Source organism: Bifidobacterium sp. LH_230 (assembly GCF_056357555.1).
Genome location: NZ_JBKEWJ010000038.1, coordinates 1 through 12,703, shown reverse-complemented (window position 1 = coordinate 12,703; position 12,703 = coordinate 1). Strand labels below are relative to the sequence as shown.

The following is a 12,703-nucleotide window of genomic DNA, read 5'->3' as shown; positions in this document are numbered from 1 at the left end:
AGGTCACCATCCGCATGGCCTACGGCTTCCACCACGTCACCAACCTCATCAGCCTCGTCATGCTCCGATGCGGCGGACTCAACATCCAACTACCAACACCAACAAACTAACCCACGAAAACAGCAGAAGCCTCGAAAAAATGCGACGCTTACCGTCCTTGTCAGTCTGCCCAGCATGATCGTTAGAAGTCTTGGACAGCAACACTTTCCACTTAGGGATAAGCGGGATGCCAGCAGTTACTTTCACTCTCTCGATTTTTCCGTCTCCACGGCTGGAAAAGAGTTTAAGGTCACCTTTCTTGCTGGTTACCTTTGACTCAATTCCAAAAGGTTTCCTGCTGGAAACGACCGAAGCCAACGAGTCGGTCATCTGTGACTGCACCTTGTGAATAATGTCAACAGAGGTGTTGTCCCTTACGAAGACGTCAAACTCGTTAAGATCTCGCACAGATGTTTCATGTTCGGTACCATGTATTGTCCTGACCCGACATGATCCCTTATTGTCTCTATCCCAGAGGAAATAGCACACGCCGCCTGCAACATCTACTCCGGGGAAGCAATCACGAGAATCTTGGTAATCGCACAATACTCGAATGTGTTTGTCATCGAGCATTTCCGAGCGGAACTCGTCCAGCCCGCGCCCGCCCGAGTACCATCGGGCCGGAATAATCATTGACAAGTAACGCGGATTCAGCTTTTTCGCTTGCTGTACGAACTTGTGATACAGCGGGACTGCACTGGATCCCGTGCCGCCACCATCACTGAGCTGATAAGGCGGATTGCCGACGATGACATCGAACTGCATGTTGTTGAAGATCCTCTCCGGGTAATACGTGTGAATGAACTCGTATGTGTAGCTTTCCAGCTCGCTGCCGCGGTCGTACTGTTGCTTGGCAGCTCCACAGTGGACGCAGTTCTTGCCGTCCCAAGTGTGCTCGATGGCCTTGTAACGGATATGCCCATCCGGGTCGTCGAACAGCGAGTCAATGGAGTATTTGCCGTTGGCCTTCTTCGAGCAGTACAGGGTGCGGCGTGACAGCAGCGCGGTCAGCTCAGTGATGGCGATGCCCCACACCTGATAGTTCAGGATGTGGTTGATACGCTCCTGTAAGTCCGGGAACTCCGGCTCCAGACCAATCAGCAGGCGTCGGGTGATTTCGCGCAGGAACACGCCGGTCTTGGTGAACGGGTCAAGAAACGTGACCGTGCTATCCGTCCAGATCTCCTCGGGTAGCAGATCTAGTACCTTGTTGGCGAGCTGCGGAGACGTGAACACCTCATCGTTCGACAGGTTCGCCAGACATGACAACACGTCTGGGTTGTACGACTTCTCACCAAAGTTCAGTCGGCTACTCATATTTGGCCACCTCCAGGAAACTCATCAGAGGATACTCCTTGATGGGCTTGGGAATGATTTTGCCCATCTCGTCCTCATCGATCTCGTCCATCACCATGTCGAACGTCGGCTCCTGCGTCGAAACGTTCAGCAACGCGGCGAACGTGAAGTCACGTCGCTTGACCTTGCTACCCATCACCAGCGACCACTCGGGGAACACGATCGGCTTGCCCTTGCTGTCGGTCAGGGTCAGCGCATCACCGCACAGAACGTTCTTCGAAAGCAGATACCGGATGGAATCCAGCACCTCGGAGCGGCATTCGGCCTTGAAACGCCGCTCGTATTCGTCCTTCACGATGCCGAACAATCGCTCGCGGCATTCCTCAACGTTGTCCGCCATGATGTCCACACCGTAGATGGAAGACACGGCCACGAACGCGTACCGCTCGTACTCCAGCTGGCTCTTGCCGTAACGGTCGCCGACCACAGCGAGCTTGCGGCGCAGGACTTCGGACAGGAAGTTGCCGTCGCCGCACGCGGGTTCGAGGAAGCGGCTGTCGATGCGTTCGGTCTCCTGTTTGACCATATCGAGCATGGCGTTGACCTCACGCTCGTTGGTGAAGACCTCGCCGTGCTCCTCGACGCGCTGTTTCGACTTGACCTGTGCTGCCACTGGGAACCTCCTTAAGGTTCCATACTACGGGCAAAACGGGATGTTTCCGGGAAATATAGAAAAAGCCGGCACCCTGTCGCCAGAAGTGGCGACAGGGTGCCGGTAATAGCGGTCTCACTCGGCAACATTGTCTTTGCTGAGCTTGCCGCTGAACGCTTGGTTCACCAAGGTGTAGACGGCTTGCGCAACGCCGACCACGCCGGTGAGGACGATGCCCCATCCGTATCCGTGGAAGCCGTTGGTGGCCGCGATGGCGAGCACGCCGAGCAGTACGCTCACTCCGAGGGACGTAAGGCCCACGTAGTCGGCGGGGATGTACTTCTTGAACGCCTGAATCAGCGCGGGCGCGACGAGGGCGACGATGGCTGCGGCGAGGGTGGTCGCTGCGGAAATATCCATGATTGTTCCTTCCTGTAGGTGAATCAGAGAAAGCCCCGGCATGATGCCGGGGCATTGGTGAAGGTCAGTAGCGGAGTAGCTGACCGGGATAGATCAGGTTCGGGTTGGCGAGCCCGTTGAGTTGCGCGACGCGCTGCCAGCCGGACGCGCCGAAGATGCCGCTCAGCGTTTCCCCGCTTTTGACGACATGCACGCGCACTGTCGTCGCAGCGGATCCGGTGCCGGAGCTGGCGCCACGATAGGTGACGACGTTGCCCGGATAGATCAGGTTCACGTTGCCGCTGGGGACATGCCATGCGGACAGGGGCCACAGGCCGGTGCGGGTTGCGATGCCGGACATGGTGTCGCCGCTACGCACGATGACGCTCACCGTTTTCACGGCTGGTGCCGGAGCGCTTGTGGTGGATCCGCCGAGACGCTGGTTGACGATCCGCATCACACGGTCGTAGTTCACCCCCAATGCGGCTCGCCGAGCGTCACCATTGCCATAGTCGCCGCGGATCACGGCAGTCGCCAGCGCATCATAGTCCACGCTCGGTGTGGACGGTTGCGGAGCCGGAGCCGGAGTGGAAGCGTTGCCGCTGGGGTTGGCATACTTGTTCCACTGCTCACGTGTGCCACGGAAATAGTTCAGGTCCAATGGGCCGTTGTACCCGTTGATCCAGCCGTTGCTGGTGTACTGGCGCATCGCTTCGCCGTACTTGCCGTAATTCCAGGGGCGGGACTGGTATCCGGTCGCCGCGTTGGAGGCGTACTGGGCCACCCACAGGCCGCAGTGGGAACGTACGTCCGCGGGGATCTGATACAGGTAGGCGGCACTCGTGTAGACAAGCGGCCACACGCCGGTTCGGTCGTGGACTCGGTTGACGAACACTCGAACCCAGTTGGAATTGCCCCATGCGGCGTTCTGGTATCCCTCCCAGTCGAGCACGAGCACGGCCTTGCCGACGTAGGGGCGGACGGTGTTCACGAAATAGTCGGCCTCGGCCGTGGCGTTGCCGCCACCCGCGTAGTGATAGAAGCCCAGGCTCTTGCCCCGCTGTTGGATGCATCGGGTCTGAGAGGTCATGTAGCCGTTGGTGAAGCCGGTGCCCTGCGTGGCCTTGACGACGGCGAAATCGTAGTCAGCCGTGCAGGTGACTGTCGGAGACTGCCAGCTGGATACGTCGATGCCTCGCATGTCTGCGATCGCCAACGGTACGGCCAGACATGCGGCGAGCAGGATGCCGGATACCGCCATGAGTTGTTTCTTGAGTTTGGGCATGATTGCCCCTTCCCTCCAGAACAGGAAAGCCCCCGCGTCATCGCGAGGGCTTCCGTTTGGATCGTGGTTGTTTATGGGTAGACCCAGTCATCGGCTTCGAGCCGATGCCTGTAGTCGTCGTTCAGTTGTTCGTAGCGGGCATGACCCGCACCGTTCCCGCCGCGTTCGACGTAGGCTCTGCCGGCATCGAGCTGGTGTTCGTGCTGCATACGGCTCATGGTCGGCAGGAACAGGCTTTGCCGGTAGATCTCCAGTTCCAATCGTCGGATGGTCGTGGATTCGGCTATGGCCTGCTCCATGTCCTTCCGGCTGTCAAGGCGGCTCAGCAGCCACGTGACGAACGTGGTCGCGGCTCCACTGCCGATGACCGTGCAGACGATGAGAATCAGCGGATGCGTGGTGGTGAGATTCATGGCAGCCTACTTCGTGAATCGGAGGCCATAAAGATTGCCGTCCTTGATGGCGATGCCCGTATCGAGGGTGATGAACAGGGCCTTGGGGTTCACGCTGCTGACCTCCATAGTGCAGGTGAGACTGTGGAGCTTCTTGTCGGTGATGTCCACCACGTATAGGTGCTTATACGGCAGGATGCCGGTCGTATCGGCCGCACGGCGCAGATGGAACGAGAACTCGGTGAAGTTGCCGGCCATGCCCTTGTGATAGAGCACGCAGTTGAAGGGCTGTTGCAATGTATTGTCTTGCGCGCCGAAGAATGCGTCTTCGTCCGCATACAGGTAAGCGGATATGATCACGAATTGCACGGTGGTGCCATAGGTCTGTTCGATGCTTTGGGCTTCGTTCAGAGAGGCAAGGCTCATGATCTGGGACGCGGTGACGATGCCGTTCTGGTCCCAACTGGCCGGCTTGACCGATAGCGTGCCATCCGCGGCGACTGACAGCGGCTGCGTTTCGGAGGTGGCCGGGATCTTCACCCCTCCCAGCACGGTGGCCGTCGCGACGGGCAGATCGGTCAACCCACCGGGATCGCCTTTCTCGCCCCTGTCGCCTTTCTCACCCTGCTTGCCGCGCGGCAGCCCGAGCGCGATGACGGTATCACCGTTTGCGTCGGTGCTGGTGTTCACGGTGGGGGTGGCAGTGTCGAGCGCGGTGGCGGTCACGCTGCTGATCTTGCTGCCACGTGGGATGCCGAGATTGAGCTTGCGCTTCCATCCGGTGCCGGTCAATGCTCCCGTAGCCTTCTTGGAAGGCGCGAGCGTCGTAACGGTGCCGATGTCAATACTCGCGGTATCGATCAGCTCCTGCGCCCGGTCGATGGTCTCATGCAGGTCCTTGAGCGGATCCGCGATCTCCGACGCCTTCGGATTCAGACGGGCCGGCTCCACGATGACGGGGACGTTGCGGCTGGCGATCACGTGCCAATCGGCATCCTCGATGTCGATGCCCACCACGGTGCGCTCGCCGGCTGTCTGCAATAGTGCGCGCGGTACCGGCGCGGTGAAGCTGACCTGATACACGCCGGTCGGGCTGTCCGTGCCGGCGGTCTTAGTCATATCCACGTACCCGCCGCCGCTGGTCGGGTCTGTGGGGTCTCGGTTCCATGTGAGCTTCGCGGATAGGCCGTTGAGGTCGTCCACGTCGTTGCCGCCGTCCGTGATGTTGAATTTGAGGATGCGCCCGTCCACGTCGCCGGCGTTGAGCCTGATCGGGGGCGTGTAGTCGTTGGCGAGGTCGAGCGTGGTCTCGATGGTTCTGTACTGCGCTATTTCATATCCGGCCATGCGGGTGGTTCCTTACTCGGTTGGGGCCTGTTTGACGAACGCGCCATCGGTGAACGTCCACGTTCCCGAGGCGTCGGTCAGGCTGATTGTGTCGTCCAGGGTGATGGCGAGATCTCCGTAGTGGAAGGTGACGCCGCCGGTCGATTGACGGATGACTTGGGCATGGTTGGCGGCGGTGACGGCCGCGGCGTTCCATGTCGCGGCTTTCCCCGTGACGGTCTGTGCGGCCGTGTCCCAGTCGTCTTGCTTGGATGCGAGGGTTTCCGCCGTCGTGGTCCATTCGTCTTTCTTCGCGTTCACGGTTTCCGCGGCGTCGTCCCATGAAGGTTGTTTGGAGTCCAGGGTTGAGACGGCATCGTTCCAGTCGGAGGCTTTGGTATCGAGGGTGTCTGCCGCGGTGTTCCAACGATTGCTGTTGTCCACGACGGTCTGGGCGACCTGATCCCATTTCGAGGCGTTCTGCGTGATCTGCTGGCTGCTGGTGTTCCATGCGGCCGCGTTCGCCACCACCCGGTCGAGACGCTGCTCGGCGCTGCGGCTGGAGGCGGTGAACCGTTCGATGATGTTGCCGATGGTGATGACCGACAAGGCGGGATCGAGCAGATCCTCTTCGAGTTGGAGTACGCGACCCGTCAGGCGCAGGTCTGGCGTGAAGGTGGTGTCCACGAGCAGCACGCGGTCGCCTAAAGCGACGCCGCTGGTGTTCATGCCGGCTCGGGCGAAGGTGAGCACGTCGGCCTCGTAGCTGACCGTAGGCGTGCTGCGCCGCTTCAGTTCGGCCTTGGTCTCGGCGAGCAGCTGGGCCTTGTCCTCGCAGTCGCCGTTCTCATAGATGCCTTCGGCCGGATGGATGCTGGTGGTGGTGACTTCGGTGAGGGTCACGTCGTCCACGTAGAAGATTCCGGTGGGGTTGAGGAATCGGATGCGGATAGCGGACGTGTTCTTGTTGACGGTGAACCGGCGGACCGACCATGCCCAGTTGGGCAAGCTGGGGATATTGTCCAAGGTGATGGTGGAGGTCGGGTACATCGTCACGTTCTGCGTGATGTTGATGTCAAGCGAACGATTGGCCGCCGCGCCGCATGTCCATACGCCTAGCTGGTATTCGCGGCCGCCCTTGACGTCGATGTAGTCGCTCCATGCCTCCTTGGCGCATGTGTTGGTGTCGGTGCCCATGCGCAGCATGATCTTGCCCTCGTGCGGGTTGACGGTGCCGTCCTTCTTCACGAGCGCGTCGAGGAACGCGCCGGTCGGGCTGAACAGCCATCCGTCGCCGTACTGCTTCTCGAAGCCGCCGCCCATGACGAGGTCCTTGCCCATGCTGCTTATGGCGGGGCCGGGCAATCCCCACAGTGCGGTGGCGTTCAGATCTTCCACATACGGTTTGCCGTTGTTGATGTCGCTGAAGTCGATGCGGCGTCCGTATCCGCCGGTTTCGTTGCCGTCGTCATCGGTGGTGGGCAGTCCTTTGCCATATCCATAGAGTCGGGTCTTGACGCCGGTGGCGTCCACGGTTCTCGTGATGCCCCTGAGGTCGTGCCCGTACTCGAAGCGGCGTGGGATGCCGCTGGCCTGGTCGCCTTGCGCCTTGACGAGGTTGATGGCCCGGTCGATGATGCGGGTGTGCGCCGAGTCCATGAGGTAACTGGCCGTAATCTCCAGCCCGAACGTGTCGGCGATGTCTTCCACGGCTTCCAACGCGCTGATGTGGTAGAAGCTCAGGTCCGCAGTGCCGTCGCCTTCCACGGTGCCGACCGTCCACCGCGTGCCTTCCAAAGCCTTTGACAGACATTGCACGGCGGTGGCGGAACGGTTGCGCTTGTCCTCGATGAACGTGTCATCGAGCTCGGCGATGCTGCCTTTGCATACGAGGCTGGTGATGACTCGGGATTCCTCGCGCCGATGCTCAGGCGAGACCACGATGGTCTCTTGAACGATGCCGCGCGGATCCTTGAACACCAGCCGGTCGCCCTTGCCGATGGCGCTTTCACCGATGGCGGTGACTTCGAGTGTACGGGTGCCATCCACGCCGGTCGTCCATGTGGCTGCGGTGATGCCAGTCAGGTCGGGTTTGGGTTCATCCCACCGGTCGAAGCACGCGAAACGCATGAGTGGTTTCCTTTCCGGTCATATGAGCCACCGAGGCGTGTAGGTGACGTACTGCGTGTACTTCCTCACGTTGGTCTTCGGGCTTACAGTGCCGCTGAAGGTGACGGGGCCGGGCGGCATGGTCGGATAGTCGTCGTCTATGGCGATGGCGCGCTCTTCTCCTTGCCACGTGACGCGATGGCGCTCGCAGTCGATAATCAGCGGATGAGGGGGATCCCACAGGCCGGCACCGGTGAGTGTGTTCGCCACATGTATGGTGTTCCCGTTCGCGGTGAACGTGTGCGTGGCGACTGCCGGCGTCACGTCATCGACTTTTTCGTCAATGAGCTGGTGGAACACAGGTGGCGCGGGGCGGTTACCGAGGATCCGCGCGCGTGTGGCTTTGCCATCCAATGCGAGGTTGATGCGCTGTTCTGTGCCGTAGGCGTAGGGTTCCGCGTCCAACGTGAGCGGGCAGATGCTCCATTGGACGGTTCCGGCGGCGTCGTATTGGTCTTCCCATTCGCCGACGTTCAGGCGTCCTCGGTATTCGCCGAGTGTGGTCAATCCTCCGACGCTCACGTTGCGGCCGTTGTCGCCTCCGATAAGGGCTTTGGCTTCCTCGATTTCCAAGGGGTCGCCGGTGGCTGCGATTCGGATGGTGATTTCACGGCGTTCGATTGCGGGATACCCATGCGGATCGTCCAAGGTCATATCCCAGCCACCGGAGTGGCCGGGAGCGGATTGGAACGAGGTGACGGGCTTTGCCTCATTTATGGTGATGCCGTCCGTCACGGTGAACACCGAGTAATCGGAGAGGTGCTTGCCGTCGATGGTCAGGTGGCTTTGGTCAAGCCGTAGGCCGCGGATGCGGTTCATGTTCAGTACCCGCGTGCCTTTCTGTTGCCGAGTGCTTTGTCGATTGCCGGGGCGAGTTGCCCCGCCATCACACCGTTGTCGAGCAATAGACGCATGGCGGGCATGGTCTGAAGCGCTTCGGCAACAGCTTGGATGATGTCGTCCTTGGTGAGCTGCGCCGATTTGTCCTCAAGAGTGGATGGGGCGACTGCCTCATGCGTCAGCTCCGTCGGGCCGGTTACGTTCGTCAACTGCATGGTGCCGTCGAAATCGAACGTCTTCCCATAGGCCGCCTTGTCGAACGCATCGAACGCGCTGCCGCTCAGATTGGTCGCCGCGTCGGTGACGGTTTTCGTGGATTCGATGATGCCGTTGGCTAGGCCACGGCCGACCATGACGCCCACGGTGTCGCGCATGAGCTTGGACGGGGATGCGATGCCGAAGAAGCTCTTGACTGCGCTCCACGCCGATTTCGCGAGTCCGACTATCGCGTCCTTGATGGCATTGCCGGCGTTCATCAGGCCGTTCTTGATGCCTTGGATGATGTTGCGGCCGAGTCCGCCCCAGTCCACGTTCGTCAGCCCGTCCCAGATGGCCTTGATGATCTGCGGCAGGGCCGCGACGAGCTGCGGGATGGCCTTGATGACGCCGACTACGAGCTTGCCCAGCAGGGTCAGGCCGGTTTCGATGATGCGTGGCAGGTGCTTGCCGATGCCGTTGATGAACCCGCTGATGATCTGCGGCAGCGCGGCCACCAGCTGCGGTATCGCGTCGATGATGCCGGTGATGAACTTCAACAGCAGTTCCACGCCGGTCGTCAGGATCTGCGGGAGCATGGCGAGGATGCCGTCCACGAACCCGGTGATGATCTTCGGCAATGCCTCGATGAGCTTGGGCAGCGCGTTGAGGATGCCTTCGACGAACTTCGTCAGAAGGTTCAGGCCGGAGTTGATGATCTTCGGCAGGTTGTCGATGATGCCCTGCACCAAGGTGAGGATCATCTCCAGCGCGATCGGCAGCAACGTGGGCAGGGCGTTGGCGATGCCGTCCACCAGCGAGGTGAGGATGTCGGCGGCGACGGTCAGGATCTGTGGCAGGTTCTGGGTGATGCCCTGCAATACCGAGGTGAGCAGCGTCAGGCCGGATTGCATGAGTACCGGCAGCTGGGTCGTGACCCAGTTCTGGAACTCGGTGATGTAGTCGGGCAGTTTGACGGTCAGGAACTCGGTGACGTGCGTCTGCAACTGTCCGCCGAGGCTTTCGTTCAACGCGCCCAGGGCGACGACGAGCGCGCCGATGATGGCGGCGATGCCGAAGTATTTGAGGAAGTTGGCCGGGTTGAAGAAGTTCAGGAACATGTTCCCGATGCCGCTCAACCCCGACTGTATCGGGCCGGCCAGCGTGCTGCCGAAGCCCTGGAACGCGGTGCCGAACGCCGATGTGACCGGCGAGAGGAACCCGCCGACCTTGCCGGCGAGGGCTTGGAACGGTGCGGCGATCTTCGAGCCGATGCCGCCGATGCCCTGTTGCAGTGGCACGTAGATCCTGCTGTCGAACATGCCGACGAGGGTCGAGCCCACTCCGCTCAGGCCACTCTTGACCCGGTTGGACATGAGACCGAAGATGCCGCCGAAGTTCGCGTCCACGAGCCCCAGTGCGTTGCCCCACCGGGTGCCGAGGTCGGAGAAGATTCCGCCCGCGCCGCTTACGACGCCTTTGATGGTATCCATGTTGCCGGTGACTGCGGAAACGAGGTTTCCGGCTCCGTCTCCGGCTGCGGTGAACACGTCGAGGATCTGGGGGCCGTATTGGCCTATCGCGGTGAATCCGGCGAAAGCACCGACGAGCAGCCCCACTTGTTTGGCGATGTCCTGAATGCTGATCGAGCCGTCTTCCATGCCGTCTGCGAACCGCTGGATCCACGGGGTGACTGTCTTGACGGCGCCGGCGAGTCTGCTGCCGAGCTGGTCGGCCAACGGCTGTATCGCGGTGTTCACCTTGTCGATGGCTGGGGTGAGCACGTTGAACGTGTCGCGCAGCGCGTTCAGTGCGGGGGTCGCGGCCTTCTGTCCGAGTCGGCTCAATGCGGCCTTGACATTGGACAGTGCGCCGCTGAAGGTCTCGCCGGCCGCCAGCGCGGCGCCGCCGAGGTACCTGTCCATCGCGGTGGCGAACGTCTGGAAATCGACCTCGCCCTCCGACACCATGCCGGACACGTCCTGCGCGGAGACGCCCAGCTGGTCCGAGAGCGCCTGCAGGACGGGCACGCCGCGCGAGGTGAGCTGGAGCATGTCGTCGCCCTGCAGCTTGCCGCGGGCCATGACGGACGTGAAGATCGCGCCCGCGTCGGAGAATCCCATTCCGGCGATCTGCGCGGTGTCACCCACGGTCTTGAGCACCTTGGTGAGTTGTTCGCCCGGTTTGATACCTGAGGCGACCGCGCTGGCGGCTACGGTGGCGGCTTCGTCGAGCCCGTAGGCGGTGCCCTTGACGGCCGCGTTCGCGTTCGCCATGATTTCCGCGATGGACTCCGCGCTGTGTCCGAGGCCTTTGAGCTTGGCCTGCGCGTTCTCGATGTTCAGCGCTCGGGCGAAGCCGCCCTTGGCGGCCAACGCCGCGATGCCGCCGCCGATGGTGCTGACGGCGCCGAGTCCGATCTTGCCGATCTTGCCGAACCCGGTGGCGGCGCTCTTGGTCACGTCGGTGAGCATGGTCGTCAGTCTGGTTCCGCCGGCCCTTGCGCCGCTCGCCAGCCCGCTGCCGAGCTGTGAGCCGAGTTTGCTGCCGACGCCTGAGGCATCGATGCCGCCGAACTCCTTGCGGAGGGTTGAACTGAGGTCCTTGAAACGGGGAACTATGTCAACCCATGCGGTAGCAAGCGATGCCATTGGCGCCTCTCTTCAGTTATGTGTTGACCGCGAGTCGTGGCCTGTTCAGGTAGTCGCGCAGCATGCGTTTGTCCATGCCGATCAGATCGCCCTTGCGCACCACGTCGCGATGGTTGGGGTCATGGGCGGCTGCTCCGGGAGGCTGCACGGGTTTGGGCTTCCGCCGTCCCTTCTGTCCGTCCTTGGTCTTGGCCCAGACGAGCCATCTGAGGCTGTATTCGATGCTGCGCATCCAGAAGTCGATCGGTCTCCATGCCATGCGCCTGTCCAGCGCCTTGGCGAGAGGGGATCCGGCCTCGCAATTGACGGCGATGAGGTAGATGTCGTTCCATGACAGCAGCGGGCATCCCAGCCATCTGAGCCGGACGCCCGCTTTGATCAGTTCGTATTCGAGTTCGTCCCTGTGGTTGTCGATGAGCCACAGGACCGCGGCTAGTCTTTTGGGTTCCCGGCCCATGCCTCGATGAAGTCGTTCAGCTGCTGCGGATGCAGTTTGTCGAGTTCGTCCCGCGCCTCTTCGGGGAACAGCTCGTAGAACGCTTTGATGTCGCCCGCGGTGATGCGCCGCAGGTCGCCCAGCGTCAGCCCTTCGGAGGACTTGACCTTGTAGCGGGTCCTGGATCCGGGGAACTGGACTTCGATGGTTTCGGCACCGGTCGGTTGGTAGTCGTTGATGATGATTGCCATTGTCGTGTCCTTCGATGATTGGCGTCGTGTCCGGGAGAAGGGGTCGCCCGTGCCAGTGGACACGACGGGGGTCCCGGCACGGGCGGCGAATGCGATCCGGCTACTTCGCGGTCTTCGCCGCGTTTTTGCCCGTGCGGGCCGTGGTCTTTGCGACCTTGACGGTCGTCTTGGCCGCCGCCTTCTGCGCACTCGCCAGAGAGGGCACGGTCTCGTCGGTGAACGCGGCCGGCTCGTCGCCCTGTGCGGTGGGGTCATCGGCGGCCGCGGCGACGTAGGCGATGTACTCGTACGCCGTGTTGCCGTCCGCGTCCGGCAGGGCGTTGATGGTGGGCGTGTAGGTGATCGGGTCGCCGTCCGTGTATTCCACGTCGTCGAGCTCGCCCATCTTGCCCTGCGGCACGACGATGCGCTTGACCCGGTTGTTGGTCATGGCGAACTCGAACACGAGCAGCAGCAGCGGGCCGCTCCGTCCGTTGTGCTTGACCGTGATGGTCTTCTTCGCGCCCTCGCCGATGACGGTCACGTTGTCCGGCCCGTATACGAGCGCGAGGGTGTCCTCGGTGGTCTCGATCATGCCGAACTGGAAGCTTTCGGCGCGGCTGGTGACGATGGAGAGCACCCGGTCGCCGCCGAAGGCGTTGATGTCGCTCGTGTCGGAGGGTGTCTAATTGTTTGTGTATGGGCTGCCATTCTGGAAGGATTGAATGATGGTGACCTTGAAGAACGACGATGTGGTCGAGGGGCGTGGCGATGGCGGCGCTGCCGCCGGTTC

At 61.6% G+C, this 12,703-nt stretch carries 12 protein-coding genes; all 12 read right to left on the bottom strand.

The window, feature by feature from the left end; genetic code table 11:
* Nucleotides 1-78: 78 nt before the first annotated feature.
* The 12 genes from AC1A0G_RS12090 to AC1A0G_RS12035 all read right to left on the bottom strand — a co-directional run bounded on the left by AC1A0G_RS12090 (nucleotide 79) and on the right by AC1A0G_RS12035 (nucleotide 12,550).
* On the bottom strand, nucleotides 79-1,356 hold the full coding sequence (locus tag AC1A0G_RS12090) for an Eco57I restriction-modification methylase domain-containing protein (protein WP_476530001.1): 1,278 nt from the start codon (nucleotides 1,354-1,356) through the stop codon (nucleotides 79-81).
* Entirely contained in the window at nucleotides 1,349-2,008 is a 660-nt protein-coding gene (locus AC1A0G_RS12085; RefSeq protein WP_476530000.1) for an SAM-dependent DNA methyltransferase, read from the bottom strand. The genes AC1A0G_RS12090 and AC1A0G_RS12085 overlap by 8 nt, the downstream gene beginning before the upstream one ends.
* 114 nt (nucleotides 2,009-2,122) lie before the next feature.
* Nucleotides 2,123-2,407 (bottom strand): hypothetical protein, encoded by a 285-nt coding sequence (locus AC1A0G_RS12080; RefSeq protein WP_476529999.1) that lies wholly within the window; start codon nucleotides 2,405-2,407, stop codon nucleotides 2,123-2,125.
* Between the two features lie 64 nt (nucleotides 2,408-2,471).
* Nucleotides 2,472-3,671 (bottom strand): GH25 family lysozyme, encoded by a 1,200-nt coding sequence (locus tag AC1A0G_RS12075; protein ID WP_476529998.1) that lies wholly within the window; start codon nucleotides 3,669-3,671, stop codon nucleotides 2,472-2,474.
* Nucleotides 3,672-3,742: 71 nt separating this feature from the next.
* Nucleotides 3,743-4,084 (bottom strand): hypothetical protein, encoded by a 342-nt coding sequence (locus AC1A0G_RS12070; RefSeq protein ID WP_476529997.1) that lies wholly within the window; start codon nucleotides 4,082-4,084, stop codon nucleotides 3,743-3,745.
* Nucleotides 4,085-4,090: 6 nt separating this feature from the next.
* Nucleotides 4,091-5,410 carry a hypothetical protein gene (locus tag AC1A0G_RS12065; protein ID WP_476529996.1) on the bottom strand — a complete coding sequence of 440 codons (1,320 nt, stop codon included), beginning with the start codon at nucleotides 5,408-5,410 and terminating at the stop codon, nucleotides 4,091-4,093.
* 12 nt (nucleotides 5,411-5,422) lie between these two features.
* The gene (locus tag AC1A0G_RS12060; RefSeq protein WP_476529995.1) at nucleotides 5,423-7,519 is read right to left on the bottom strand and encodes a phage tail spike protein; all 2,097 of its coding nucleotides are present in this window, start codon (nucleotides 7,517-7,519) and stop codon (nucleotides 5,423-5,425) included.
* A gap of 18 nt (nucleotides 7,520-7,537) precedes the next feature.
* Complete coding sequence (locus AC1A0G_RS12055; RefSeq protein WP_476529994.1) at nucleotides 7,538-8,377, bottom strand: hypothetical protein; 840 nt, start codon at nucleotides 8,375-8,377, stop codon at nucleotides 7,538-7,540.
* A 2-nt stretch (nucleotides 8,378-8,379) separates the two neighbouring features.
* Nucleotides 8,380-11,244, bottom strand: a complete 2,865-nt coding sequence (locus tag AC1A0G_RS12050; protein WP_476529993.1) for a phage tail protein — start codon at nucleotides 11,242-11,244, stop codon at nucleotides 8,380-8,382.
* Nucleotides 11,245-11,260: 16 nt separating this feature from the next.
* Nucleotides 11,261-11,701, bottom strand: coding sequence for a DUF5361 domain-containing protein (locus tag AC1A0G_RS12045; protein ID WP_476529992.1), 441 nt, complete (start codon nucleotides 11,699-11,701; stop codon nucleotides 11,261-11,263).
* A complete protein-coding gene (locus AC1A0G_RS12040) occupies nucleotides 11,677-11,931 on the bottom strand; it encodes a hypothetical protein (protein ID WP_476529991.1) in 255 nt (84 codons plus the stop codon). Before AC1A0G_RS12040 ends, AC1A0G_RS12045 begins: the two co-directional genes overlap by 25 nt.
* A 100-nt stretch (nucleotides 11,932-12,031) precedes the next feature.
* Entirely contained in the window at nucleotides 12,032-12,550 is a 519-nt protein-coding gene (locus AC1A0G_RS12035) for a hypothetical protein (RefSeq protein WP_476529990.1), read from the bottom strand.
* Nucleotides 12,551-12,703: the final 153 nt, after the last annotated feature.

Excerpts from the sequence above, each read along its gene's own strand:
- AC1A0G_RS12090 (WP_476530001.1), bottom strand. The coding sequence starts at position 1,356 with ATGAGTAGCCGACTGAACTTTGGTGAGAAGTCGTACAACCCAGACGTG.
- AC1A0G_RS12080 (WP_476529999.1), bottom strand. The coding sequence starts at position 2,407 with ATGGATATTTCCGCAGCGACCACCCTCGCCGCAGCCATCGTCGCCCTC.
- AC1A0G_RS12075 (WP_476529998.1), bottom strand. The coding sequence starts at position 3,671 with ATGCCCAAACTCAAGAAACAACTCATGGCGGTATCCGGCATCCTGCTC.
- AC1A0G_RS12070 (WP_476529997.1), bottom strand. The coding sequence starts at position 4,084 with ATGAATCTCACCACCACGCATCCGCTGATTCTCATCGTCTGCACGGTC.
- AC1A0G_RS12065 (WP_476529996.1), bottom strand. The coding sequence starts at position 5,410 with ATGGCCGGATATGAAATAGCGCAGTACAGAACCATCGAGACCACGCTC.
- AC1A0G_RS12060 (WP_476529995.1), bottom strand. The coding sequence starts at position 7,519 with ATGCGTTTCGCGTGCTTCGACCGGTGGGATGAACCCAAACCCGACCTG.
- AC1A0G_RS12055 (WP_476529994.1), bottom strand. The coding sequence starts at position 8,377 with ATGAACCGCATCCGCGGCCTACGGCTTGACCAAAGCCACCTGACCATC.
- AC1A0G_RS12050 (WP_476529993.1), bottom strand. The coding sequence starts at position 11,244 with ATGGCATCGCTTGCTACCGCATGGGTTGACATAGTTCCCCGTTTCAAG.
- AC1A0G_RS12045 (WP_476529992.1), bottom strand. The coding sequence starts at position 11,701 with ATGGGCCGGGAACCCAAAAGACTAGCCGCGGTCCTGTGGCTCATCGAC.
- AC1A0G_RS12040 (WP_476529991.1), bottom strand. The coding sequence starts at position 11,931 with ATGGCAATCATCATCAACGACTACCAACCGACCGGTGCCGAAACCATC.